We start from the raw sequence: 25435 nt of genomic DNA, 5'->3' as shown, positions 1-25435 counted from the left end.
GCGCCGGGGGCCGTGTTGCGTTCAGGTGGGACCGCCGGTCAGGCGGTGGCGCCGGCCAGCGCCTCGGCGCGCAGGTCCTCCTCGGAGAGGCCGCGCCGCCAGTAGCCGGCGAAGGTCACCCGTCGACGGTCGAAGCCCCGCTCGCCGACCAGGTGCCGGCGCAGCGCCCGTACCACGCCGGACTCGCCGGCGATCCACGCGTACGGCGTGACGGCGGGTAGCCGGGCGGCGCGCAGCGCGCTGACCAGCAGGTCACTCCCGGGCGCGGTGCTGCCGCGCACGATCCAGCGGATCTCGGCGTCGGCGTCGGTGGGCAGCTCGGTGATGTCCGCCGCGTCCGGGACCTCGATCCAGGCGCGGACCCGGGTGCCGGCGGGCAGCCAGGCCAGGATCCCGGCGGTGGCCGGCAGCGCGGTCTCGTCGGCGGCCAGCACCACGAGGTCGGTGTCGTCCGGTGGACGGAAGCAGACGCTGCGGTTGTCGTACACCGCCGGACCGAGCAGCAGCACCCGGTCACCGGACACCGCCAGGCTGGCCCACCGCGAGGCGGGACCGGTGCCGCCGTGGCCGACGAAGTCGATGTCCACCTCGCCGACCGCCGGGCGGTGCTCCCGGATGGTGTACGAGCGCATGATCGCGCGGACGTCCGGCGGGAGGGCCCGCCAGGCGCCGAACCAGTCTTCGCCGCGCTCGACCGGGACGACCGGGGCGTCCTGGCCCGGGTGCGGCAGGAACAGCGAGACGCTCTGGTCCCGGCTGCCGCCGGTGAAGTCGGTCAGCTCCGCGCCACCGAAGGTGACCCGGATCAGCGAGGCGCCGACCCGCCGGGCCCGCACGACGTGCGCGGCGAAGAAGCGGTACTGCAGGGCGACGGGTTCGACGGTGCTCGTACTCATGGCGTCAGCCGACCTTCTTCGCGTTCCGGATGGCGGTGGCGAGGTTCTCCAGCAGCGGCGCGGCGCCGGCGTACGAGAAGCGGGGCACCGCGTCCCACGGGGTCACCTGGTTGGCCCGCACGGCGGGAAGCTGCGTCCAGGTCGGCTTGGCCGCGAGGTCCTTGGGCTGCAACGCGGTGCTGCGGTTGTCCAGCAGAATCAGGTCGGCGGGGAACTTGCCGGCGTTCTCCCAGCTCAGCGCCTCGAAGTAGTCGCCGGCTTCGAGCTTGGTCGGCACCACGATGTCGACGCCCAGCTCGGCGAAGTACATGAGGTCGGTGCTGACCTTGGGGTTGGAGACGTAGAACAGGTCGGGGCTGCCCGAGCAGGCCATCACCCGGATGCCCGGGTTGGCCTTGACGGCCTGGCGGACGGCGTCGGCGGCGGCGTCGAAGCGGGCCTTCGCGTCGGTGACCTTCTTGGCGGACAGGTCGGCGCCGAGCGACTGCGCCAGCGCGGCGTACCGCTCGATGGGCTTGGTCATCGGCACCCGCGCGGTGGTGATCGCCACGCTGGGCGCGAGCGGCAGGATCTTGTCCTTGCTCTCGTCCGGCACGTACCAGAGGGCATCGGGGTCGTACATGTGCGTGACCAGCAGCTCGGGGCGCAGGGCCGCGTACTTCTCCAGGCTGAACACGCCCCAGACGTTGCCGAGGATCTCCACGGCCTCGACGTTCAGGTCGCCGGCCTGCGGATCCTTCGTGCCGTCGGCGCGCTTGGTCTCGCCGAACACGCCGACGAGCTGCTTGTCGAGACCGAAATCGACCAGGGCCGCCGCTACGCCGGTGAAGGCCACCACGCGTGCCGGACGGGCCGCCGCCTCGACCTTCTTGGTGCGGTCGTCGGTGAACGACCAGGGACCGCCGGACTTGTCGCCGCCAGCGGGTTTGGCGGAATCATCAGTGCCGCAGCCGGCGAGCAGCGCGGCCAGTGTGGCGGCGCCGCCAGCGGCCAGCAGGCCGCGACGGGAGAGGCGACGGGCGGACAGTGCATCGGGCATGGTGTCGTCTTTCGATCAAAGGATGGCCGGGGTCGACCGGAGCAGCGGGGTTAGGTTAGCCTAACCTCGCTCGTTGTCAACAGCGGTTCGCCGTGTCGCCACACCCCCGGAGCCCACACTGGACGCCACACCCACCGTCACCAGCCCGACACCTTCAGTGCCGGACGTGCCGACGGCCCCCGCACCGAAGCGACGCCGGGCGACCCGCACCGCCGGCCTGCTCGCCGCCGTGGCACTGCTCGGCGTGATCCTGGTGCTCAGCATCGCGGTCGGCGCGAAGTCGCTGCCGCTCGCCGACGTCTGGTCCGGGCTGCTGCACCGCGACGCCACCGAGTACGCCGTGGTGCACCGGATGCGCCTGCCCCGCACCCTGCTCGGGCTGCTCGCCGGCACGGCGCTCGGCGTGGCCGGCGCCGTGATGCAGGCGCTCACCCGCAACCCCCTCGCCGACCCGGGGCTGCTCGGCATCAACGCCGGAGCGTCCGCCGCCGTGGCCACCGCCGCCGCCTTCCTGGGCGTCACGGCCATCGGCGGGTACGTCTGGTTCGCGCTGCTCGGCGCGGCCCTGGTCACCGCGCTGGTCTACGCCGTCGGCGGTGGACGCGGCGCCACCCCGGCCCGGCTCGCGCTGGCCGGCGCGGCGCTCAACGCCACCCTCTACTCGTTCGTGAGCGCGGTCATGCTGCTGGACACCGCCTCGCTGGACCGGCTGCGGTTCTGGACGGTCGGCTCGCTGGCCAGCGCCGATGCCGCGACGGTGGCCCGGGTGACGCCGTTCATCCTGGTCGGCCTGCTGGTCGCCCTCGGTGCCGCCCGTCCGCTGAACGCCCTCGCGCTCGGCGACGACGCGGCCCGGGCGCTGGGCGCCCGTCCGGCCGTGATCCGGGCCGCCGTGATCGTCGCGGTCACCCTGCTCTGCGGCGCGGCGACCGCCGCCTGCGGTCCCATCGTCTTCGTCGGCCTGCTCGTGCCCCACCTGGTACGCGCGCTCACCGGACCCGACCTGCGCTGGCTGCTGCCGTACTGTGCGGTGCTCGCGCCGGTCCTGCTGCTCGGCGCCGACGTGCTGGGCCGGCTGCTCGGACGCCCCGGTGAACTCCAGGTCGGCATGGTCACCGCCGTGCTGGGCGGCCCGCTCTTCCTCTGGCTGGTCAGCCGCTCACGGGTGGCCCACCCGTGAGCGCGAGGAGTGAGCCGGTTTTGCGAGCCCCGCAGTCGCGAATTCAGGGGGCCCCGTGAGCGCGGTCATCCGTACCCCCGGTGGGTTGTCGGTGCGGTTCCGCCCCCGCGCCCTGACCGTCGGTCTCGGCGCGACGCTGCTCGCCGCCGGGCTCTCGCTGGTCGCGATGGGCAGCGGCGACTACCCGATGGGCCCGACCGACGTGCTGCGCGCCCTGACCGGCGGCGGCAGCGTGGCGGAGCAGTTCATCGTGACCGAGCTGCGCCTGCCGCGGTTGGTCACGGCCCTGTTGGTCGGCGCCGCGCTGGCGCTGGGCGGCACGCTGTTCCAGTCGCTGGTCCGCAACCCGCTGGGCAGCCCGGACATCCTGGGCTTCACCCAGGGCGCGTCGACCGGCGCGCTCGTGGTGGTCGTCGCGGGCGGCGGGAGCCTGGCCCTGGCCGGCGCGGCGGTCGTCGGTGGGCTCGCCACCGGCCTGCTGATCTACGCGCTCGCGTGGCGGCGGGGCGTGCACGGTTACCGGCTCATCCTGGTGGGCATCGGCGTCGCGGCGATCCTCACCGGCGTCAACGGCTACCTGCTGACCCGGGCTCCGCTGATGGACGCCGCCCGCGCGGTGCTGTGGCTCACCGGCAGCCTGGACGGACGGGGTTGGGCCAACGCCGGGCCGCTGTTGGCCGTCACCGCCGTGCTCACGCCGCTGGTGCTCGTCGGTTGCGCGCCGGCGCTGCGGATGATGGAACTGGGCGACGACACGGCCAGCGCCCTCGGTGTGCCGGTACGCCGGGTGCGCCTGGTCCTGCTCGCCGCGGCGGTGCTGCTCGTATCGTTCGCGGCGGCGGCGGCCGGCCCGGTGTCGTTCGTGGCGCTGGTCGCGCCGCACGTCGCGAGGCGGCTGACCCGCGCGCCCGGGCCGAACCTGCTGCCCTCGATGGCGATCGGCGCGGCCCTGCTGGTCGGCGCCGACCTGGTGGCTCAGCGCGCGTTCGCCGGGCACCAGCTTCCGGTCGGCGTGGTGACCGGCGTGCTCGGCGGCGGCTACCTGGTCTGGCTGTTGGCCGTCGAACGCCGGGCGGGCCGGCTGTGACCACCCCTGAACAAGGAGCACCCATGACCTCCCGCCTTGGCGGCAGCGCGCTGACCCTCGCCTACGACCGGCGCACCATCTCCGAGAACCTCACGGTGGCGGTGCCCGACGGGTCGTTCACGGTGATCATCGGGCCGAACGCGTGCGGCAAGTCGACGCTGCTGCGCGCGCTATCGCGGATGCTGCGCCCGAGCGCGGGCGCGGTGCTGCTGGACGGTCGGGACATCCACGACCAGCCCGCCCGCAAAGTCGCTCGGACCCTCGGCCTGCTGCCACAGACGTCGATCGCGCCGGACGGGATCGGCGTCGCCGAACTGGTCGCCCGGGGTCGCTATCCGCACCAGGGACTGCTGCGGCAGTGGTCGCGCGAGGACGAGCGGATCGTCGACGAGTCGATGGCCGCGACCGGGGTCGCCGACCTCGCCGACCGGCCGGTGGACGAGCTGTCCGGAGGCCAGCGGCAGCGCGTGTGGATCGCGATGGCGCTGGCGCAGCAGACGCCGCTGCTACTGCTCGACGAGCCGACGACGTACCTCGACATCGCCCACCAGATCGACATCCTGGACCTGTGCGCCCGGCTGCACGAGGAGCAGGGCCGTACGCTGGTCGCGGTGCTGCACGACCTCAACCACGCCGCCCGGTACGCCACCCACCTCATCGCCATGCGCGACGGTCGGGTGGTGGCCGCCGGCGACCCGCGTGAGGTGGTGACCGCCGACCTGGTGGCCGAGGTGTTCGGGCTGCCCTGCCGGGTGATCGACGACCCGGAGACCGGCACCCCGCTGGTCGTACCGGCCGCCCGCCGACGCACGGCTGAGCCGGCATGACCACGCGGCGCTTCCGCGACCCGTGGGGCGTGCCGCACGTCCGCGCCGACGACCCGCTCGCCCTGGCCGCGGCGCAGGGTCGGGTGACCGCGTACGACCGGGCGTGGCAGATCGAGGTCGAGCGGCACCGGTCGCAGGGCACCAGCGCGGCCTTCCTCGGCGTCGACGCGCTCGGCTGGGACCGTTTCGCCCGGCAGGTCCGGCTGGACGACACCGCCCGCCGCGCTCACGCCAACCTGGACGCGGCGACCGCCGAGTGGGTGGGCGCGTACGTGGCCGGGGTGAACGCCGGCCTCGCCTCCGGGGCGGCCCGCGCGCCGGAGTTCGCCGCCGTCGGGCTCGCACCGGGCCGGTGGGAGCCGTGGACGCCGCTCGCGGTGTGGCTGGGGCATCACATCCTGTTCGCGGGGTTCCCCGGCAAGCTCTGGCGCGAGCACGTCGCGCGGTGTCTCGGCCCGGCGGCGGTCGAGGCGTTCGCCACCGACGGGCCGGCGATCGCGGGCAGCAACGGGTGGTTGCTCGCCGGTTCCCGCACCGCCAGCGGCGCGGCGCTGCTGGCCGGCGACCCGCACCGGATCCTGGAGGACCCGGGTGTCTACCAGCAGATCCGGCTGGCCTGCCCGGAGTACGACGTGGTCGGCCTGGCCGTGCCCGGCGTGCCGGGCATCGCACACTTCGGTCACGCCGGCCCGGTGGCCTGGGCGATCACCAATGCGATGGCCGACTACCAGGACGTCTACGTCGAGCGGCTGCGCCGGCACGACACGGGTGTACGGGCGCTCGGCCCGGACGGCTGGCGGGAGGCGTCCGTCCACGTCGAGACGATCGAGGTGGCCGGCGCGGACCCGGTCGAGGTGGAGGTGGTGGAGACCGACCGGGGCCCGGTGATCGCCGGCGGACCGGACGACGACACGGCGCTGAGCCTGCGCTATCCGCCCCGGGTCACCGGCGAGCTGGGCTTCGCGGCGATACCGGAGCTGCTGCGGGCCCGTAGCGTGTCCGACGTGGACAGCGCCCTGCGGCACTGGGTGGAACCCGTCAACGTGGCGCAGGCGGCCGACACCGCCGGTGGCCTGCTGCACCGGGTCGCGGGCGTGGTGCCCGTGCGGCACCCGGACAACGGCCGCCGGCCGGTCCCGGCGTGGGAGGCCGCCTACGCCTGGCAGGGCTGGTACGCCCCGATGCCCCGGGCCGAGGTGACCGACCGGGCGGTGATGGCCAACGAACGCGGGCTGTCCGCGCCGCTCGGCGTCGAGTTCGCGCCACCGCACCGCGCGCGTCGCATCGCCGACCTGCTGGACGCCGGGCGGAACCACACGGTCGGGGACATGGCCGCGATCCACACCGACACGTACCTCGGGTCGGCCGGAGCGCTGCTGGGGGTGCTCGACGCTCTGACCGGGCTCGGTCCGGCCGCCGCCGCGCTGCGCGACCGGCTGCTGCGCTGGGACCGGCGGATGCACGCCGACAGCGTCGACGCGGCCGACTTCGCTCTCCTGCGCGCCGCCGTCGTACGCCGGATCGCCGACCACCCGGCCCTGGCCGCGCTGGCCGAGCCGCCCGCGTACCCCGAGGTGTTCGCGCCCTGGTTGGCGCTGAGGGCGCGGGTCGGTTACGCGCTGGAGCACCTGCTCGGCGCGGCCCCGCTGCCCGGCGTGGACGTCGCGGCGGTGGTGCGCGCGGCGGCCGAGGAGGTCGCGGCCGCGACGGACGGCACCGTGCGCTGGGGTGACCTGCACCGGCTGACGGCCTGGCGGGCGCTGCCCGACCCGGACACCGCGCCCGGCCCCCGCCTCGACGGCGACCACGACTGCGTGCTGGCCACGTCGAGCGTGCCCGGGGTCACCCACGGATGCTTCCGGGGGCCGGCCGCGCGGTACGTCTGGGACCTGGCCCGACGCCACGACAGCCGGTGGGTGGTCCCGTCGGGCGCCAGCGGGGTGCCGGGCGACGAGCACCACCACGACCAGCGGTCCGCGTGGCTGGCCGGTGAGCTGCTGCCGGTGACGACCGACTGGGACCACCTCACCGAGGAGCCGGATGAGCACTGACCGACAGCACTACCGACACGACGTCCCCGGATTCGGTGTGGTCACCATCCGGCCGGTACGCCCCGACGACGACGCCGACCTGCTGCACGGCTGGGTCACGACCGACCGGGCCCGGTTCTGGGGGATGCGCGAGGCCAGCCGCGAGCGGGTGCGCGAGATCTACGCGTACCTGGATTCGCTGGACACCCACCACGCGTACCTGGTGCACCGCGACGGCGTGCCGGCGGCGCTGGCGCAGACCTACGAGCCCGGGGCCGATCCGGTCGGCGAGTGCTACGAGGTACGTCCCGGCGACGTCGGCGTCCACCTGCTGGTCGGTCCCGCGGTGACCGTCGAGCGGGGCTTCACGGGCGCGCTGTTCGGCGCGATCCTGGCGTTCGTCCTCGCCGACCCGGGCCGGCTGCGGGTCGTCATGGAGCCGGACGTGCGCAACGACCGGATGCACCGACGGCTGCTGCGCAGCGGCTTTCGGCCCGGCCCGGAGATCGAGCTGCCGGAGAAGAACGCGCAGCTGTACTTCCTCGACGGGCCGGAGAGCACCGACCTCGCCAGCGGCTGAGCCACGACGGCGACGGCCGCCGGTCGAGATGCGCGTGCACCCCGACCGGCGGCCGGTCCGGCACTACCGCAGGCCGAACGCCCGGGTGATGCTCTGGCTCACGGTGTTGCCGGCCGCGTCGCGCGCGGTCGTCCGCAGGCTCACGAAACGGGCCTTCGCCGGCGCGTCCAGCGCGGTACGCCAGCCGTCACCGTGCCGGGTCAGCCGCGGCTTCTGCCACGTCCCACCGTCGTCGTAGGACACCTCGACCGTGACCGCGCCCACCGTGACCGAGACACCGGGCAGCTGCGAGGCCACCACGGTGAGCGGCGCCCGCCGGGACGCCGTACCGTCGCGGTCGATGGCCACCTCGTAGTCGAGCTGGATCATCGGCAGCGCCTCGGCCGACTCCGCGCCGGTGGCCGCCGAGCTGAAGCCCCACTCGGTGCGGGTCTGCCGAGAGTACGGGTTGGTCCAGGCCGCCCGGTCGTTCTCCACCACCAGGCGGTACGGCAGCCGCTGCGCGGACAGGCCGCCCACCTGGAGGTACTCGGCGTTACCCCAGTTCAGCTCCTTGTCCCCCTGGTAGAGGGTGGTCCGGTTGACCATGTCGAAGTTGGCGTACGCCTCACCGACATGCCCGCCGCCGTCGCCCCACCCGGGCGCGGGCAGGTAGACGGTGTCCAGGTAGCGCACGGGAACGTAGCTCCCACCCATGCGGGGGCGTTGGATGGGCCCGAACCAGGTGACCGTGCTCGGCTTGTTCGCCGCATAGGTGGCCACCGCCATCGGGTGCTGCCCGGTCTCCCCAGGGATGAACGCGTCGCAGAGCCAGCGCTGGTCGACGCTCACCCAGTCGGTGCGTCGGCCCTGAGCCGGTGCGATCTCCTGGTTGCCGGACGCGAAGCCCTTCCAGATGTCGGTGCGGAACTCCAGCGCCCGGCCCTGCCGGTAGTTGCGGAACTCCACGTCCACCCGGGCCAGCTCTCGCTTGGTGAACCGGTAGGTCGGGTCGACCGGCACCGCGCCGGTCCAGTGGTGCGCCACGTCGTACAGGTAGGTCGTCTCCGGGTGCGACTCGACGCTCAGCCGCACCGGGCCGCGCCCCAACTCGGCGACGAGCTGGTCACCCTCGTCGGCGGTGAGGGTCGCCACGGTCAGCGGGGGGGCCGGGCTCTCCGGGCCCCACATCGCCTCGTCCCACGGCTGGAGCCGGCCGACGCCGTCGTTGACCACCAGCAACAGCTTTGCCCCGGCCGCCGCGGCAGCCTGCGCCTGGGTGGCGACGTCTACGGTGTCGCTGCGCCGGACCACCACCGCCCGGTCCCGGACCGGCCGCTTCGCCAGCCCCTTCGCGGTGGCGTCGGCGACGTAGACCGCGTCGAGCTGGCGACGACCCTCCGGCAACGCCGGGGTCGAGCGCGTCACCCGCAGATCGTCGTACGACCGGCCGCCGGCCGTCACGGTCAGCGCCGGCTGTTCCAGCCGCCACCGGGCGCCGAACTCGAACTCGCCGTCGGTGACCGCACGGCCCGTCGGCAACGCCCACATGCTGTCGTACGAGTCGTCGGGCAGCACCTGACTCTCGGTGAGACTGTTGCCGGTGGAGCGGTGGATGTCCATCCGCAGCGAGGTGGCGGTGGCCTCCTGCGGCACCTCCGCCCGCACCTGCCGGGCCTTGCGCGCGTCGAGGGTGACGGTGCGGTCGGCGCTCAGGTCGACGTCGACGAAGCTGAGCATCGCCATGCCCTTGGAGCGCGGCCCGTGCGCACCTCGCACGTCGGCGGTGATCCACCCGGACCAGCTCGCCACCGGCAGCCGCAGCGTCGCGGTGCCGCTCTCGGGCAGGTCGACGGCGGTGAACAGGCCGTCGGTGGTGAGCAGGACCTTGCCGGCGAGCGGCTTGCCGTCCCGGTCCTTCGCGACCAGCGTCAGGTTCTGCCGCTGGCCCTCCTTGCTCGCCCCGATCAGGGTGCGACCGCGGACCGTACCGGCGGCGTCGGTGGCAACGATCATGCCGCTGACCTGCTTCTCGACCGGAAGCTTGTCGTACGCGGCGGTGAGGGTGACGGTGGCCGTGCCGTTCGCGGGCACGGTCACCGTGTCGGCGGAGAGCGTGAACAGACCGGCCGGGGCGCTCGTCGCGTCGAGGGTCAGCTTCAGGCTGACCGGCGCGTTGCCGACGTTGGTGTAGGTGACCGTCCGGTCCACCGTCGCGTCGGGCTGCTGCGGCCAGCCCTGGAAGCCGGAGTAGGCGCTCGGGGTGGCGAAGACCGTGGCGTGCACGGCGGCGACCGCGTCCACCCGGCCGGCCCCGGCCTGGTACGGGGTGTAGTCCGGCGTGGCCTTGACGGTGCTGACCAGCGCCTCCTTGATGCGCTGACCGGTCCAGTCGGGGTGCGCGGCGGCGACCAGCGCGGCCGTGCCGGCCACGTGCGGAGTCGCCATCGAGGTGCCGCTCATCAGCGTGTAGTCCCCGGAGCCGCCGCGCACCAGGTGCGAGCGCGCGGCCAGGATGTCCACGCCGGGCGCGGTGATCTCGGGTTTGAGGCCACCGTCGCCGGCACGCGGGCCCTGGCTGGAGAAGTCGGCGAGGTGGTCGGTCGAGTCGACGGCGCCCACGGTGAGCGCGGAGTTCGCCGCGCCGGGGCTGCCGATGGTCGCCGGGCCGCTGTTGCCGGCGGCGATCACGAAGAGCGCGCCGGTCTCGGCGCTGAGCCGGTCGACGGCCTGGCTCATCGGGTCACTGCCGTCGGTGGACTCACCACCCAGGCTCATGCTGATGATCCGGGCCTTCTGCTCCCGGGCCGCCCACTCCATGCCGGCGATGATCCACGAGTCCTGCCCGCCACCCTCGCTGTTGAGGACCTTGCCGACGTGCAGCCGCGCGCCGGGGGCGACACCCCGCTCGACGCCCCCGGACGCGGCGCCGGTGCCGGCGATCGTCGAGGCGGTGTGCGTGCCGTGTCCCTGGTAGTCGAGGATGTCGGGCTCGTCCGGCACGAAGCTGCTGGACGCGGCGATCTGGCCGGCGAGGTCCGGGTGCTCGGCGTCCGCCCCCGTGTCGAGGACGGCGACGTCCACACCGGCGGCGGTGTTGCCCTCGGCCCACAGCTTCGGCGCGCCGATCTGCGCGGTCGACTCGGCGAGGTCTCCCCGGACCCGGCCGTCCAGCCAGACCTTGGCGATACCGCTCGCGAGCGTCGGGGTGTCGCCGGTCCGGCGGGCCGTGCCGGCGGTCAGCGCGCCCCAGAACTCCTCGGCGCTCTCGCGCGGGCGGGTCAGTGCCGCGCCCCGCACGCTGTCCAGGGGCCGCACCAGCTCGGACCCGTCCACAGTGGGGCGGGTACGGGCGCGGGCCGCGGCGTCGGTCAGGGTGACGATCAGGGGCAGCTTGCTCGTGTGCGCGTCGTCGTACCCGTCGGCGATCAGGTCGGTGACGTTGAACAGCCTCTTGTCCAACAGACCGCCGGTGACGTACGGCAGCGCGGCGTCCGGATAGACGTAGGTGTCGCCGTCGAGCACGGTGCGGTGGAAGGTCGGCGTGCTGCCGTCGGGCCGGCGAACGGCCGAGACGGTGCTGCCGTCGGCAGCCGAGGTGACCGTGACGAGGTCCCCGGTGATCAGGGTGACGGTGGACGCCCGACCCGGGGCCGCAGGCGGTTGGCCGGTCGGGCGGGTGGAGTTGCCGGGCGGGGCGGCGGACGCCCCCGTGCCGGGTGGGGTGAACCCGGCGGTCAGAGCGAGGGCGGTACCGAGGGCGATCAGCCCGGATCGGCGACGCCTGGGAGACAGAGCCACGATGACCTCTTTGTGTTGAGGAGCGGTACGCAGCACAGCATCAAGGCAACGCCCCACTGTCCCACCCCGCCGACCCCCGGCGCGTTCATGCCATGGCACAAACCCGCCACCCCGCGCAGCCAACCCCTTCCCCGCGCCGATCTTGCACTTACTGTCGCCGATGAGTCCCGATCCACGACTTTCGTCGGGACAGAAACTGCAAGATCGCCGCGTGGAGGGCGGGGGGTTAATCTTGGGTTGTTAGTTTGGCTAGCTTGTCTAGCTGGGTGGGGTCGGTCAGGGCTGAGCCGACGGCTACCACGCGGACGCCGGCGTCCAGGAACGCGGCGGCGTTTGTGGCGTCCAGGCCGCCTGTCGCGACGAAGCGGAGCTGCGGGAAGGGGCCGGCGATGGCCTTGAACCAGGCCGGCCCGAGCGCGATGGCGGGGAACGCCTTGAGCCAGGTGAGGCCGTGCCGCAGCGCCGCCTGCGCCTCGGTGGGGGTGGCAACGCCGGGTAGGTGCGGCAGGCCGCGTGCGGCGGCGGCGTCGGCCACCGCGAGGTCCAGGCCGGGCGCGACGGTGAACGCGGCGCCCGCGTCGGCTGCCGCCGCGACCGTTTCGTCGTCGAGCACCGTGCCGGCCCCGACGATCCGGCCCCGTGCCGCGCCCGCCTCAACGGCGGCACGCAGGGCGGGCACGGCGTCGGCGGTGGCCACCGGCACCTCCACCACCTCGATGCCGAGGTCCCAGGCGCGCTCGGCGAGCCGGACCGTCTCGGCGACCGGCAGGCCGCGCAGGATCGCCATCACTCGGGCACCGCCGAAGATGTGCGCGAAGTCCGCTGTGGTCATGGTCCACTCCATCCGAGCTCGCGGGAGATCTGCCGGGTGGTCGCCAGCAGTCGGGGTAGTACGGAGCGCAGGTCGGCGAGGGTGGCCACCACGGTCGGCGCGGTCACCGACACCGCAGCCGTGACCGTGCCGTCGGACTGCCGGACCGGCGCGGCCACACAGGTGATCAGCGGCTCGAACTCGCCGTCGTCGGCGGCCCAGCCCCGCGCGGCGATGGCCGCCAGCTCCGCGCGCAGCGCGGCCGGGTCGCAGATGGTGGCCGGGGTGTACGCCGGCAGCGTGCCCCCGTCGACCAGCTGGGACACCCGGGACGCCGGACCGTACGCGAGCACCACCTTGCCCACCCCGCTGGCGTGCAGCGGCGCGGTGCGGCCGATCCGGGAGTACATGCGTACCTGGCCCCGGGCCTCGATCTTGTCGACGTAGACGAGGTCGTCGTCGACCAGTTGCGCGAGGTGGATGGTGTGCCCGCAGTCGCGGCCCAGCGCCGCCAGGTGGGGGCGGGCCACCGCGCGGACGTCCAGGGAGTCCAGGGCCTGCTGGGCGAGGTCGATCAGCCGTAGACCCACCGTCCAGCCGCCGTCGGCGCGGCGCGCGAAGCCACCCGCCTCGAGCGTCTGCAGCAGGCGCAGCGCGGTGGACTTGTGCACGCCCAGGTGGGTGGCCACGCCGCCGAGCTGCGCCGGCTCGCGGGCCAGGAGTTCGAGCACGCGCATCGCCCGGTCGACGCCCTCGGACACCGCTCAGCCCTCTGCTCGCGCGGCGGTCAGGTCGGGTGGCGACCAGGGACCGTCGAGCAGCCGTTCGAACCACGACCACGGCGGCAGCGGCGCGTTGTCACCGGTGCTGCCCAGCGCCTGCGCGGCGACGAGGTGACCGAGGCGCAGCCGTCGCGCCGGGTCGAGGTCGCGCAGCAGTCCGGCCAGGTAGCCGGCGGCGAACGCGTCACCCGCGCCCACCGGTTCCACCACCGACACTCGGGGGGCCGGTACGACGACCGGTTCGGCGTCTCGGAACAGGACGGTGGCACCGACCGCGCCGTCCTTGACGACCACCACCTGGGGGCCGGGCAGCAGTCGGCGTACGGCGGCCGGATCGCTCGCGCCCCAGAGGGCGTACGCCTCGTCCTGCCCGACGAAGACCAGGTCGCTGCGGTCGGCGAGGTCGCGCAGCACGGGCGCGGCCCGTTCGGCGGGCCAGAGCCGGGCCCGGTGGTTGACGTCGAAGCTGACCAGCGCGCCCGGTAGTGGCCGGTCGGTCACCGCGCGCTCGACCAGCGCCCGGCAGGAGGCCGAGAGCGCCGGGGTGATTCCGGACAGGTGCAGCACCCGTGCGCCTGCCAGCCGTGGGTCGGCCAGGGTGTCGCCGTCCATTCGGGACGCGGCCGAGCCGGCCCGGTAGTAGTGCACGGCGGTGGCCGTGGGGCCGGGGTCCTTGGCGTAGAGACCGGTGGGCGCGGCCGGGTCCACCGCCACCAGATCGACGTCGACGCCGGTGCCGGCGACGTGTCGCACGACGAGCCGGCCGAAGGGGTCGTCGCCGACCCGGCTCACCCAGGTCGCCCGGTGGCCGAGCCGGGCCAGGTAGCCGGCCACGTTGGACTCCGCGCCGCCGACCGAGACCGTGACGCGTTCGGCGTGCTCCAACGGCTCACCCACGGGCGGGCACAGCATCACCATGGTCTCGCCCACCGTTACCACCTCGGCCGGCGGCGGGCCGGCCGAGGTGGCCGTGCGGTCGGGTCGGGGCTCGCTCGGCATCGCGGCGCACGTCCTCGGGGAGGGGTCCGGGGTCCCGCCGAGCCTAGGCGCGTTGTGCCACGTGAGCAACCCGTTGCGCTGAGCGCAATGGCGATCAGGGCAGGGTCAGTCCGTACGCCGCTAGCACCTCCGCGATGGGCTGGTAGTAGGTCGTTCCACCGGACGTGCAGTTGCCGCTGCCCCCGGACAGGATGCCGATGATGGTGCCGGTGGACGCCACGTACAACGGCCCGCCGCTGTCCCCCGCCTCGGCGCAGATGTTGGTGCGGATCAGGCCGTAGACCACGCCGGTGGCGTAGTTGACGGTCTGGTTGAGCGCGGTCACCGTGCCGCAGCGCACCCCGGTGGTGACGCCGCTGCGGCACACCGCCTGACCCACGTACGCGTTGCCGGGGCCGTTGATGGTGAGCAGCCCGGGATAGGTGTAGACGGCGCTCGGATGCGCGATCCGGCCGGTGTAGCGGATCAGCCCGTAGTCGTTGCCCGGATAGCTGGTGCCGGTCCGGGTCCCCAGGACGGTGGTCTGCGCGCTGTCGGCGTACCAGGTGGCGGCGACGGTGGCGCAGTGGCCGGCGGTGATCACGTAGTAGGTGCTGCCGATGCGCGCGTTCGCGCCGAGCGAGCAGCGCGTGCCGCCGCCGTAGATGCCCTGGCCACCGGCGATCAGGGGACGCAGCGTTCCCGGTTCGTGACGCAGCACCACACCGGCCCGGTCGGCCACCGCCCGGAGTGCGGTCAGCTCGCCGAGAGCCACGGTGTCGTCGACGGTGACTGTCATCCGGCCGGTTGCCGGGTCGAAGCCCCAGGCGGTTCCCGCGGTGCGGACGCCGGTCAACAGGGCGGCCGGGTCGGTGGCGGGCCGGGCGGCCGGGTCGGGGACGGCGGCCTGCGCCACGCCGGGAGCGACGAGCAGCAGGATGGTCAGGACGAGAGCGGCCAGCGGGGAGCGGCGCATCCGAACCTCCGAAGAGATCGAGATTGATGGATCGGGTCAGCGTCGCCCCGCATCCGACGCCGTGGCAACCTCCGGCCGCCCTCTTCCCCGACCCGCGGGAATCGCCGATCCGGGGACGGCCCACGCCCACGACGCCGATAATCCTCGGGAGACACGGCGGGAGGCCGGGCATGACCACCGGAGGCACCGGGGCGCTGGTACGCCGGCTGGACGGGTCGACCCGGGCCACGCTGCTGGAGCTGCTCTTCGACGTGGTCTTCGTGGCTGCGCTCGCGCAGACCTCCAAGCTCCTCGCCGACCAGGAATCCTGGGCCCACAGCGCGGCGGTGTTGCTGATGCTGACGGCGATCTGGTGGACCTGGTCGGTCACCACGACGACCACCGAGTTCTACGATCCGCAGCAACGCCCCATCCAGTACATCCTGATGGCCGCCATGGTCGGATCGGTGGGCATGGCGGCAGCACTACCGATGATCACCAGAGGGCAGGCCACCGCCTTCGCGCTCGCCTACGTCGGCACCCACGTGGTGCGTGGCATCGTCCTGGTCAGCACCCTGTACCGGCAGCAGCACCACTCGGCGATGGCGCGCGCCACCCGGTTCCTGTTCTGGTTCCTGGTGTCCGGCGTCCTCTGGATCGTCGGCGTGCTGGCCGGCAGCGCGCGCTGGTGGATCTGGACGATAGCGATCGCCATCGACCTGATCTCCGCGGCGGCGCGTTACCCCACACCCGTGCTCGGGCGGGTGCCGCTCGACCAGTACGACCGGACCACTGCGCACCTGGGCGAGCGGTACCAGCAGTTCGTCATCCTGGCCCTCGGCGACATCATCCTGGTGCCCACCCTGGAGGTGAGTCGCAGCGATTTCAGCGGCCTCCGAGTCACCTCCCTGCTCTGCGCGTTCGCCATCATGCTGCTACTCTGGCAGATCTACGTCTTTCGGGCCGGCGAGCTGCTCGAGACCTCGGCCGCGTCGGCGCCCGGCAGGTCCACCCGGATCGCTCCGTACACCCATCTGGTGCTGCTGGTCGGCGTGGCCGTCACCGCGGCCTCCTTCGACCTGGTCGTCGACCGGCCGACCGGAACGACCCCAGCGCGGTGGCTGATGCTGATCATCGGCGGACCGCTGGTGTTCGTGCTCGGCCGGGCACTGTTCACCTATCTGCTGTCCGCCCACCTGCCATGGCGGCGGGTGGCGTGGCAACTGCTACCCCTGCTGCTGCTGCCCTGGGCCGGCGGCTGGCCACCGGTGCTGGTCACCGCGATCGTGGCCCTCGCGCTGGTCGGGCACATCCTGGTCCCCCATCACGGCGGCCAGGAAACCACACGAGGGCTCCGGCCACGACCACCAGTCGAATGACCCGCGACGGTCAGGCAAGGTGCGAACCGGCCCAGTCGGCGAGGTCCCGGGCACAGGCGTCCACCGACTCTCGCCACGTCCGGGCAGCGCCGTCGCCCGCCTCGTCGCTGACCTGCTTGACGAGGCGGCACGGCACCCCGGCCTGCGCGGCGGCCCAGGCCACCGCGTACCCCTCCATGTCCACCAGGTCGGCGCGCTGCGCCAGCCGGTCCCGCGCGTCGTCGTCGGCCACGAAGGTGTCACCGGTGGCCAGCACCGCGCCCTCGGCGGCCAGCGCGAGCGGCGCGCCGTAGGTCTGACCGGTGAGGGTACGCAACAGAGCCGTGTCCAGGTCGTGCTGGAGCACGGTGGCGACCTCGTGGATACCCGTCCACCCCGGGCGCAGCGCGCCGGCCGTACCCAGGTTGAGCAGCAGGCTGGGACGCGGGCCGGCGGCCAGCACCGCCGCGACCGCGCTGGCGGCGTTGACCTTGCCCATGCCGGTGAGCAGCACCGGCAGCTCCGCCGGGAGGTAGCGGGCCTCCTCCCCGACGGCGAGCACCACCAGCGGACGATCGGCACGTACGACACCCCGGAGATTCACCGGAGCATCGTACGGGCCGCCGTCCACGGATCCGCTCCGCACTCGACCGGCATCCGTCCGGCCGGCGGTCAGTCGTCGGCGAACCGGTACAGCACGAAGTCCTTGTCCGCGCCGCACGCGATCACCCGTGTGTTCCACGAGCAGGACGCGCTGCGCACGTCGACGAGTTGGCCCAACTCGTCGACGTCGCCCGACTCGGCCCACACGCCGGCCACGCTCCGGCTGTCCGCCACCGTGCTGGTCGGCTCGGCGAAGACGAGCAGGTTGCCGGCGTCCAGTCGGGCCGCCACGCCGGGGCGGTCGGTCAGTACCGCCTTGCCGGCCGTGTCGAAGAGGCTGACCGTCGCCTTCGGGTACTCCCGTTGGGTGAGCACCTGCTCGCCGACCGGCACCAGGTCGGTCGCGCCCGGCGCCGACCAGGAGATCGCCGCCTTCCCCTCGGTCGCCGCCACCACCTCGGTGTGCTCGGCGTCGCTGTTGCGTACCTGCACCAGACAGGCCCGCCGCTCGCCGCAGGCCACCAGCGCCTTCGGCCGGTACTCCGCGTTCTCGGCCCGGTAGACAACCACCGGCGCCGCGTCGGAATCCAGGTCGTACGCCAGCACCTGGTACCCGCCGTCGGTCGGGGCCACGAAGAGGCGGTCCTCGTGCGCCACCACCAGGTCGTCGAGGTCGGCCACATTTCCCCACTCGCGCAGCACCGAGCCGGAGGACATGTCGAGCAGTCGCGCCGAGCGGTCCGCCCCGATCTGCACGAGTCGTCGCCCCTTGCCCGTCCACGGGTCGCGGGCAGCGCCGCCGAGGAAGGCCGGCCCGCCCGCCGCCGCGTCGGTGCCCAACGGCCGGACGACGGTACGCACCCCGCCGTACTGGTCACGCGGGTTGGGCCTGCTCCACTTGTCGGTGCCGTCGCCCAGCTTCAGGCCGACCAACCGCCCGGCGGCCCGGTCCACCAGCACGGCGGTGTCGTCGGAGAAGTAGACGTCGTCGTCGCCGCGGACCGCCCGGTGCCAGCGCTGGGCGCCAGAACGGGCGTCCAGGACGGCCAGTTCACGCGGAGTGCTGTCGCCCGGCGCGTCCGCGAGAACGACAACCGCCCCCGGTACGGCGACGAGGCCGGTCCAGTCGTCGGCGGTGACGCCGGTCTGCCTGCGCCACAGCTCGTCGCCGGTGCCGGTGTCCACGGCGACCAGCTCCAGCCGGTCGTCCGGCAGCGGGTACCCGAGATAGGCCCGGTCGCCGAGCACCGCGGTCCACATGCCGCTGGGCCGCGCGGCGCCGGCCGACGGCCTCGACAGCTCGCGCAACGGTCCGAACTCCAGGTCCGGATAGCGGTCCCGCAACAGGTAGAGCGTCGCCGCGGTGGCCACCCCGGCCAGGGCGAGTACCGCCCCGAGCACCACCCACCGGGCCCGCCGCCAGGTCGTACCGCCGCTCGGGATGGGCGGGGTGGGCGTCGGGGTGGCGCCCGCCCCGCTCGGGGGGATGGCCGACGCCGGCCCGGGTTGCGACGGCACGGTCGGCGCGTTCTCCGCCGCAACCGGCGCGGCCGGCGGACTGACCGGGGCCGGCACGGGCGACGGACCGGCCGGGGCCGGCACGGGCGACGCCTCAGCCGGCGCGGACGGGCCAGCCGGCGAGGCCTGCGGGGCGGCCTGCGGGCCCGCGTACGCCGGCAGCGCTCGGCGCAGCGGGAGGTCCGTCAGCGCGCCCTCGGCCACCGGTAGCTCGGGCTGGTCCAGCACCGTCGGCGCCACTCCCAGCTCGGCGTGCAGCATTCGTGCCACCAGCGGAATCCGCGAGGAGCCGCCCACCAGGAACAGCCCGGCGAGCTGGTCGGGGCGCAGGCCGGCCGCGGCGATCACCTCCCGGGCCCGCTCCACGGCACGACGCAACAGCGGCGCCGCCACCCGCTCGACGTCGTCGCGCGTCAACCGCACCGCCTCGGCCACCCCGGGCACCGCGACCGGCGCCACCGTGGATCGGGACAGCGTCTCCTTCGCGCCGCGTACCTCGTCCCACAGCCGGACCTGGTCGCGGCGCTGCGCCGGGTCTGACGGGCGGGCCAGGCGCGCCCACCGCCGGGCGTGCCGCTCGCCCAGCAGCTCGCCGACCCGCCGCACCAGCGCCGCGTCCAGGTCGAGGCCGCCCAGGTCGGGCAGACCGCCGTCGGCGACCACCCGGAAACCGGAGTCACCCCACGGGTCGGCGCCCTCGTTGCGCAACACCGCGACGTCGAGCGTCCCGCCACCGAAGTCGAACACCGCGATCGCGCCACCGACCGGCACCGGCCGGTGCAGGACCTGGGTGTAGTAGCGGGCAGCGGCCACCGGCTCGCGCAGCAGACGCGTGCCCGGTGGCGTCGGCCCCGCGAGCGTGTGCTCGGCCGCCTGCGGCCACCCGGCCCGTAACAGCGCGTCGGCGAGCACCTGCCGCCGTGACTCGTCCCAGGCCGCCGGGCAGGTGAGCACGGCCGGAGGGAGGAAGCCGACCGCACCCACCGCGGCCCGGGCGACCGCCGCCAGCACGGCGGCGAGCAACTCCGCCGGCGGGTACGACCGGTCACCGAGCAGTACGGTCGGCTCGTCCACCCGACGCTTCGGGTTCGCCTCGAAGCGGGCCGGATCGGCCTGCGCCAGCCGCCGGGCGTCCCAGCCGACGTGCAGCGTGCCGTCCGGGTCGGCGTACACGGCCGACGGGCTGACCGGCTGACCGTCCATCAGCACCGGACGGGTCCGACCGTCCGGCCAGCGCAGCACGGCTACCGTGTTGGACGTGCCGAGGTCGACGCCGAGGGCGAAACCCTCGTGCTGGCCTGCCATCTGCCCGATACCTCCGCCGCGACGAGGGAACTCAGCCCCGCATCGTACGCAGCCCGCGCCGAGGCGCTGATCACTCGGCCCGGCAGGAGGCCGACGAGCAGCTCACTGTCTGTTGGACTCCCGCACCGGCGCCGAGCAGCCCAGAGCGGAGCACACCTGGAAGATGAGTTCAGAACCCTTGTATCCGTACGCGTTGACGGAGCTGTTCTCGTAGTAGTCCTTGTTGCACACACCCCATCTACCGGTGCCGAGATCGTTGAAACAGGTCCCCTCGCGATAGAGGACCCAACTCGCGCCGTTCCAGAGCTTGTTCTGCCAGACGATGTACATGTGCTCACCGCGGACGTTCACCGACCACCACTGATCGCCGTACAACCTCAGGCAGCCCTTCGCGTTCACGTTGTCCTGCTTATGGGTCGCGCAGATCAGGTCCGAGGGTGGGCTGCCCGGCGTCGCGTAGTTCCACTCGTCCTCTGGATCGGGGGGCAGCGCGGACCGCGCCGCCTGCGCCGGTGCCACGGCGATCGCGGAGACGAGGCCGAGCGTGAGGGTGGCACCAGCCAGAATCTGTCGTAGTCGCATGTCGTCCTCCTTCGACCAGGCCAAACGTAGTCAGCAGGGCTGGGGCGGCAAGCTATTCGGCCCTCGTTGAAAGCTCTTGACCTCGCAAAGGCGGCGGGAGAACATCGACCTCTGACGCTGCGCGGGCTGGTGGATGCTGGTGATCCGGATACGGTTTGGGGTCGAGGACCTTTCCCGACTGACCTTCGCCCTCCCGGGCCCGTACTGCGAACTGGCCGTCAGCGCGCAGGCACTGCAACAGCCGTCCAGCGGGTTCCGTCAGCTCTGGCAGGCCGAGCGCACCGGGCCCGTCCCACCCTCGGCACGCCAACTGCTGGACCTCGTACCGGCGCACGGCGGCATCCCGGACTTCCTCACCCCCGACGGCGCCGGTTCCCTCGACGAAGCGCTCGACACCGTCCAGTCAACGCCGCCCGCTCGCCTGCGCGCCGAACTGGCCGCGCTGCCGTGTGCCACCCAGGGGCCATCGTCCTGGGTCCAGGACCTCGGCCGCGGCCGGGTCGCCGCGGTGGAGCACCTTGGCCAGGTTCTCCGCACCTACCACGAGCACGTCCTGGAGCCGCTCTGGCCGGGAATCCGCGCCGCCGCCGTACGCGAGCTGGAACGCCGGGCCCGGCAGCTCACCGCCGAGGGAGCGGCGGCGACGCTGAACTCGCTGCACCCGATGATCCGATGGCGCACGCCGGTCCTGGAGGTCGACGGGCCGTTCGACGCGGACGTCGATCTCGGCGGGCAGGGACTGCGGCTGATGCCGTCGGTCTGGACCCGCCCCGGTCTGGCCCTGCCCTGGAGACACACCACGCTTGTCTATCCCATGCCCACCGGGGGCCGGAGACACGCCGATCAGCCGGCCGGGTGCCAGGAGGCACTCGACCGCCTCCTCGGGGCGACCCGGGCCAACGTCCTGCGTGCGTTGACCACCGAGCGCACCACAAGCGGCCTCGCGGCGACACTCGGGATCAGCGTGGCCTCGGCCTCCGGGCACGCCACCGCCCTGCGCACCACGGGCCTCGCCGTCACCAGGCGGACCGGCCAGTCGGTGCGTCACCGTGTCACTCCGCTCGGTCGGGCCATGTTGCGGGGCCGCGAGTGGTGAGAGGCCGCAGGTCCAGGCGCTCGGGGTACGGAACGTAAGGAGACCACAAGATCTGCGGAATCGCCGGCCGCATCGGCCCTGGCTAGGCTGGCCGCGGGGAGGTGACCGGTGGCGCAGCGGGTGCTCGTGGTCGACGACGACCGGACGGTCAGCGACGTGGTCTGCCGCTACCTGGAACACGCCGGGTACGAGGTGAGTCATGTCGCGGACGGGCTGGCCGCCCTGGAGGCCGTCCAGGACCGGCCGCCGCACCTGGTCGTGCTGGACCTGATGCTTCCCGGACTGGACGGGTTGCAGGTGTGCCGGCGACTGCGGGAGCGGCCGGACGGCGTACCCATCATCATGCTGACGGCCCGCGGCGACGAGGCGGACCGGGTGCTCGGGCTGCAACTCGGCGCCGACGACTACCTGAGTAAGCCCTTCTCGCCGCGGGAGCTGGTGCTGCGGGTCGGTTCGGTGCTGCGCCGTGCCGGTGAGCCGGCCGCGCCGGCGGCCGAACTGCTGGTCGACGCGGGGCTGGAAGTGGCCACCGGGCCACGAATCGCCCGCCTGCACGGCCGCGAGCTGGCCCTGACGCTGCGCGAGTTCGACCTGCTGGCGCACCTGATGCGACACCCGACCCGGGCGTTCAAACGCACCGAGCTGCTGGAACGCGTGTGGGGGTGGAACTTCGGCGACCAGTCCACGGTGACGGTGCACGTCCGCCGGTTACGGGAGAAGATCGAGGACGACCCGGCCGAGCCGCGACGCATCGTCACGGTCTGGGGCGTCGGCTACCGGTACGAGCCGGCCGATGCGTGACCTGGCGCTGATCTTCGGGGCGGCGCTCGCGGCCGCGCTCGGCGTGGGCCTGCTGGGCGCGCTGACCCTGCGGCTGCTGCGGCACCGGTCGATCACCGTGCACGTGTGCGTCCTGCTCACCGTCACCGTGGTGGCCGTGGTGGCCGGGGTGGTGGTGGTCGCCCAGGCGATGTTCCTGTCCCCGCACGACCTCCAGGTCGTCCTGCTCACGGTCGCCGCGGCGGCGGTGGTGAGCCTCGGCGTGGGCTGGTACTTCGGGCGTCGACTGGCCGTGGCGGCGGTCTGGGCGGCCCAGGCCCGGGAGCGGGAGCGCCGGGTTGAGAAGGGCCGCCGGGACCTGGTCGCCTGGGTGTCGCACGACCTGCGGACGCCGCTGGCCGGCCTGCGGGCGATGGCCGAGGCGCTGGAGGACCGGGTGGTCGACGACCCGGCGACGGTCGCCGAGTACCACCGGCGGATCCGTGTGCAGACCGATCGGATGACCCGTCTCGTCGACGACCTGTTCGAGCTGTCCCGGATCAACGCCGGCGCGCTGCGCCTGACCCTGTCGGCGGTGCCACTGGGTGAGGTCGTCTCCGACGCCCTCGCCGGCACCGCGCCCCTGGCGAAGGCCCGGCGCATCCGGCTGGAGGCCGCCGAGTCGGGTTGGCCCACCGTGCTGGCCAGCGAACCCGAGCTGGCCCGGGTGGTGGGCAACCTGCTGCTCAACGCGGTGCACTACACGCCGAGCGACGGCACGGTGCGGGTGGACGCCGGATCTGAACGCGACTCCGCCTGGCTGGCGATCGCCGACACCTGCGGCGGCATCCCCGAGGACGACCTGCCCCGACTGTTCGACGTCGCGTTCCGGGGCGAGCCGGCTCGCACGCCCCGCCCCGGCGGCGAGGGTTCCGGCGGGCTGGGGCTGGCGATCGTACGCGGACTGGTCGAGGCGCACGGCGGCCGGGTGGACGTGCAGAACATCGGCGGTGGGTGCCGGTTCGTGGTGCGCCTGCCGGCGGCCTGACGCCCGCCCTCTCAGCGGTTCGCCCGCAGCTCACCGAACCAGCGCCGCCCCTGCCGGAACACGTCCCGAACCGACAGGCCGGCGGCGTCGGCGACCGCGTGCACGGCGTGCACGTCGACCCGGGCCCAGCGGAACACCGGGCCGAGCAGCACCCGGCCGGCCCGCTGCTCGGCGGCCACCCGGGCCTGGCCCTGCCACGACCCCGCGCCGGGCGGCTCCAGCTCGACCAGGACCGTGCCACCCGGTGCGAGCAGGTCCCGGCAACGGCGCAGCAGCGCCACCGGCTCGCCGCCGATGCCGATGTTCCCGTCGATCAGCACCGCGTGCGCCCACCGACCCTCGGCGGGCAGCGGCCCGAACAGGTCGCCGTGCACCGCGACCGCGCCACGGGCGCGGGTGAGCCGCACCGCCGTCGGCGAGACGTCCACGCCGACCGCGGTCAGGCCGGCCCGGGTCAGCGCCACGGTGAGCCGGCCCGGCCCGCACCCGAGGTCGAGCGTCGGGCCGCCACAGCGGGCGACGAGGCCGGTGACCGCCGACTCGGCCGTGCCGTGCCAGCGGTCCACCGGGAGCCGGCTACGGACACCGTCGCCGTGCACCAGCCACCGCCGCAGGGCCACGCGGTCGGCGGCGAGCGCGGCGGCGAAAGGGTCGCCGGATCCGTCGTACCCCCGAAGCGGCGTCGGCCCGGACGGCGACCGTACCGGCGGCGCGGCCTTGACCGGGGCGGTGTCGACGGGGTTCACCGTCGGCCCTCCGGCAGCAGGGTGAGGCGGACCGCCGCGACCTGGCGGGCGAAGCGTCCACCGGGAACCTCGACGGCCACCGCGAGGGCGTCGGACCACTTGTCGACGTCCCGCAGGACCGGCAGCGGCACGGTCCGCAGGCCACGCCCGGTCAGGGCCGCCCACGTGTCGCGGCCGGTGTCGGGCGTCGACATGGCAACGTCCCGCAACACCCGGGCGTGCCGGGGGTCGCGAAGCCCCAACGACCACCAGCCGCCGTCGTGCGCCCGACCGAGCACCGCGTCGGAGGCACGCAGCCCCGCCACCGCCGCGGCCAGCCGGCCCGGCGTCACCTGCGGGGTGTCCATCCCGATCTGCACCACCGGCCGTCCGGGGTACGCGGCAGCGACCTCGGCGTACGCGTTGGCGAGCCGCTCGCCGAGCCCGGTGCCGCGCTGCTCCAGCACCGACCAGCCGTCCAGCGCGGCGGTCAACGCGTCGGCGTCCTCCGCCTCGGCCAGCCGACCCGACCAGGCCAGCACGGGAGTGACACCGGGGGTGGCGCGGACGGCGTCGAGGGTGTCGCGCAGCGCGGCGGCGGCGATCCGGGCCGCCTGGGCCGGCGTGACCGGTGGGCAGAGCCTCGTCTTCACCGCCCCGGCGACCGGTGCCTTGGCGACCACCAGCAGGACGGTCACCGAGAGCCGTCCACGGTCCGCAGCACACCGGCGAAGTCGCGGGTGGCACGCAGGGTGCCCCGCACCGAACCGGAGACCTTGGACCGCGTGCCGGCGGCCCGGGGCGCGTAGGTGACGTCCGTCTCGTGGATGCGCCAGCCGGCGGCGGCGGCCCGGATCAGCAGTTCGAGGGGGTAGCCGAAGGCCCGGTCGGTGACACCGAGGTCGAGCAGCGCCTGACGGCGGGCCACCCGGATCGGGCTGAGGTCCCGCAATGGTACGCCCCGACGGCGCAGCAACGCTGCGACCAGCGCCGTGCCGGCACGGGCGTGCCACGGCCACACTCCCGCCCCGACCGGCCGACGCCGACCCACGCTGAGGTCGGCCGTACCGGCGGACACGGGTGCGACCAGGGCCGGCAGCTCGGCGGGGTCGAACGACCCGTCGGCGTCGAGGACGCACACCAGCTCGGCGTCGGCGGCCTCCAGGCCGGCGTGCACCGCCGCGCCGTAGCCGCGTCGGGGTTCGTGCACCACCCGGGCGCCGTGCCGGACGGCCACCTCGGGCGAGCCGTCCCGGGAACCGTTGTCCACCACGATGGCCCGGTAGCCGGGCGGCAGCGCGGTGAGCACACCCGGCAGGGCGGCTGCCTCGTCCAGGCAGGGCAGCACCACGTCGATCTCAGTCGCCATACCGCCGACGCTAGGGCGACGCCCGCCCGGCGGAGGCCGGAATGTGCTTACCGAACCCTTACCGCCCGGGCATTTCTTACCGTCCGGTGACGGGCCGCCGATTGGCGAGCGCGAGCGTGGGCTGTCG

Annotated in this window: 22 protein-coding genes; 9 read left to right on the top strand and 13 right to left on the bottom strand. The window is 74.0% G+C overall.

What is annotated here, in order from left to right; genetic code table 11:
- Window positions 1–38: 38 nt before the first annotated feature.
- Complete coding sequence (locus ACLQ25_RS14095; protein WP_425731318.1) at window positions 39–896, bottom strand: siderophore-interacting protein; 858 nt, start codon at window positions 894–896, stop codon at window positions 39–41.
- A 4-nt stretch (window positions 897–900) separates the two neighbouring features.
- Window positions 901–1935: an ABC transporter substrate-binding protein gene (locus ACLQ25_RS14090; RefSeq protein WP_425731317.1), complete on the bottom strand. Its 1035-nt coding sequence runs from the start codon at window positions 1933–1935 to the stop codon at window positions 901–903.
- 157 nt (window positions 1936–2092) lie between these two features.
- Here ACLQ25_RS14090 and ACLQ25_RS14085 point away from each other — a divergent pair, with 157 nt between their 5' ends.
- The 5 genes from ACLQ25_RS14085 to ACLQ25_RS14065 are packed head-to-tail and all read left to right on the top strand — an operon-like array spanning window position 2093 to window position 7639.
- Window positions 2093–3115, top strand: coding sequence for a FecCD family ABC transporter permease (locus tag ACLQ25_RS14085; protein ID WP_425731345.1), 1023 nt, complete (start codon window positions 2093–2095; stop codon window positions 3113–3115).
- A 55-nt stretch (window positions 3116–3170) separates the two neighbouring features.
- On the top strand, window positions 3171–4202 hold the full coding sequence (locus ACLQ25_RS14080; RefSeq protein WP_425731316.1) for a FecCD family ABC transporter permease: 1032 nt from the start codon (window positions 3171–3173) through the stop codon (window positions 4200–4202).
- Between the two features lie 23 nt (window positions 4203–4225).
- The gene (locus tag ACLQ25_RS14075; protein WP_425731315.1) at window positions 4226–5029 is read left to right on the top strand and encodes an ABC transporter ATP-binding protein; all 804 of its coding nucleotides are present in this window, start codon (window positions 4226–4228) and stop codon (window positions 5027–5029) included.
- Window positions 5026–7080 (top strand): penicillin acylase family protein, encoded by a 2055-nt coding sequence (locus tag ACLQ25_RS14070; protein ID WP_425731314.1) that lies wholly within the window; start codon window positions 5026–5028, stop codon window positions 7078–7080. The genes ACLQ25_RS14075 and ACLQ25_RS14070 overlap by 4 nt, the downstream gene beginning before the upstream one ends.
- Window positions 7070–7639, top strand: a complete 570-nt coding sequence (locus ACLQ25_RS14065) for a GNAT family N-acetyltransferase (RefSeq protein WP_425731313.1) — start codon at window positions 7070–7072, stop codon at window positions 7637–7639. Before ACLQ25_RS14070 ends, ACLQ25_RS14065 begins: the two co-directional genes overlap by 11 nt.
- Before the next feature lie 63 nt (window positions 7640–7702).
- Here ACLQ25_RS14065 and ACLQ25_RS14060 read toward each other — a convergent pair whose 3' ends face one another.
- From ACLQ25_RS14060 to ACLQ25_RS14040, 5 genes are all read right to left on the bottom strand, one after another.
- Window positions 7703–11419 carry a S8 family serine peptidase gene (locus ACLQ25_RS14060; RefSeq protein ID WP_425731312.1) on the bottom strand — a complete coding sequence of 1239 codons (3717 nt, stop codon included), beginning with the start codon at window positions 11417–11419 and terminating at the stop codon, window positions 7703–7705.
- 226 nt (window positions 11420–11645) lie between these two features.
- Window positions 11646–12251 carry a bifunctional 4-hydroxy-2-oxoglutarate aldolase/2-dehydro-3-deoxy-phosphogluconate aldolase gene (locus tag ACLQ25_RS14055; RefSeq protein ID WP_425731311.1) on the bottom strand — a complete coding sequence of 202 codons (606 nt, stop codon included), beginning with the start codon at window positions 12249–12251 and terminating at the stop codon, window positions 11646–11648.
- Window positions 12248–12991, bottom strand: coding sequence for an IclR family transcriptional regulator (locus ACLQ25_RS14050; protein ID WP_425731310.1), 744 nt, complete (start codon window positions 12989–12991; stop codon window positions 12248–12250). The genes ACLQ25_RS14055 and ACLQ25_RS14050 overlap by 4 nt, the downstream gene beginning before the upstream one ends.
- Window positions 12992–12994: 3 nt before the next feature.
- Window positions 12995–14011 (bottom strand): sugar kinase, encoded by a 1017-nt coding sequence (locus tag ACLQ25_RS14045; RefSeq protein ID WP_425731309.1) that lies wholly within the window; start codon window positions 14009–14011, stop codon window positions 12995–12997.
- 94 nt (window positions 14012–14105) lie between these two features.
- Complete coding sequence (locus ACLQ25_RS14040; RefSeq protein WP_425731308.1) at window positions 14106–14966, bottom strand: S1 family peptidase; 861 nt, start codon at window positions 14964–14966, stop codon at window positions 14106–14108.
- Between the two features lie 170 nt (window positions 14967–15136).
- On the opposite strand from ACLQ25_RS14040, the gene ACLQ25_RS14035 reads away from it, so the two are divergent.
- The gene (locus ACLQ25_RS14035; protein ID WP_425731307.1) at window positions 15137–16324 is read left to right on the top strand and encodes a low temperature requirement protein A; all 1188 of its coding nucleotides are present in this window, start codon (window positions 15137–15139) and stop codon (window positions 16322–16324) included.
- A gap of 10 nt (window positions 16325–16334) precedes the next feature.
- Here the strand turns inward: ACLQ25_RS14035 and ACLQ25_RS14030 are convergent, their stop codons facing one another.
- From ACLQ25_RS14030 to ACLQ25_RS14020, 3 genes are all read right to left on the bottom strand, one after another.
- Entirely contained in the window at window positions 16335–16907 is a 573-nt protein-coding gene (locus ACLQ25_RS14030) for a nucleosidase (protein WP_425731306.1), read from the bottom strand.
- Window positions 16908–16975: 68 nt separating this feature from the next.
- Window positions 16976–19729 (bottom strand): Hsp70 family protein, encoded by a 2754-nt coding sequence (locus tag ACLQ25_RS14025; protein ID WP_425731305.1) that lies wholly within the window; start codon window positions 19727–19729, stop codon window positions 16976–16978.
- A 102-nt stretch (window positions 19730–19831) separates the two neighbouring features.
- A complete protein-coding gene (locus ACLQ25_RS14020; protein ID WP_425731304.1) occupies window positions 19832–20311 on the bottom strand; it encodes a hypothetical protein in 480 nt (159 codons plus the stop codon).
- 139 nt (window positions 20312–20450) lie between these two features.
- Between ACLQ25_RS14020 and ACLQ25_RS14015 the strand changes: the two genes are divergently transcribed.
- The 3 genes from ACLQ25_RS14015 (at window position 20451) to ACLQ25_RS14005 (ending at window position 23214) form a co-directional block, all read left to right on the top strand.
- Window positions 20451–21407, top strand: a complete 957-nt coding sequence (locus tag ACLQ25_RS14015) for an ArsR/SmtB family transcription factor (protein ID WP_425731303.1) — start codon at window positions 20451–20453, stop codon at window positions 21405–21407.
- Between the two features lie 108 nt (window positions 21408–21515).
- Window positions 21516–22208, top strand: a complete 693-nt coding sequence (locus ACLQ25_RS14010; RefSeq protein ID WP_425731302.1) for a response regulator transcription factor — start codon at window positions 21516–21518, stop codon at window positions 22206–22208.
- Window positions 22201–23214, top strand: a complete 1014-nt coding sequence (locus ACLQ25_RS14005) for a sensor histidine kinase (protein ID WP_425731301.1) — start codon at window positions 22201–22203, stop codon at window positions 23212–23214. Before ACLQ25_RS14010 ends, ACLQ25_RS14005 begins: the two co-directional genes overlap by 8 nt.
- Before the next feature lie 11 nt (window positions 23215–23225).
- Here the strand turns inward: ACLQ25_RS14005 and ACLQ25_RS14000 are convergent, their stop codons facing one another.
- Genes ACLQ25_RS14000 through ACLQ25_RS13990 form a run of 3 tightly spaced genes read right to left on the bottom strand, consistent with a single transcriptional unit; the run spans window position 23226 to window position 25308 of the window.
- On the bottom strand, window positions 23226–23960 hold the full coding sequence (locus tag ACLQ25_RS14000) for a class I SAM-dependent methyltransferase (protein WP_425731300.1): 735 nt from the start codon (window positions 23958–23960) through the stop codon (window positions 23226–23228).
- Window positions 23957–24637: a TIGR04282 family arsenosugar biosynthesis glycosyltransferase gene (locus ACLQ25_RS13995; protein ID WP_425731299.1), complete on the bottom strand. Its 681-nt coding sequence runs from the start codon at window positions 24635–24637 to the stop codon at window positions 23957–23959. Before ACLQ25_RS13995 ends, ACLQ25_RS14000 begins: the two co-directional genes overlap by 4 nt.
- A complete protein-coding gene (locus ACLQ25_RS13990; protein ID WP_425731298.1) occupies window positions 24634–25308 on the bottom strand; it encodes a glycosyltransferase family 2 protein in 675 nt (224 codons plus the stop codon). Before ACLQ25_RS13990 ends, ACLQ25_RS13995 begins: the two co-directional genes overlap by 4 nt.
- Window positions 25309–25435 lie beyond the last annotated feature (127 nt).

The sequence above is a fragment of the Micromonospora sp. DT44 genome (assembly GCF_049841635.1).
Taxonomy (GTDB): Bacteria; Actinomycetota; Actinomycetes; order Mycobacteriales; family Micromonosporaceae; genus Micromonospora.
Note: the sequence above shows the minus strand (reverse complement) of the source record. Positions and strands in the feature narration are given on the sequence as shown.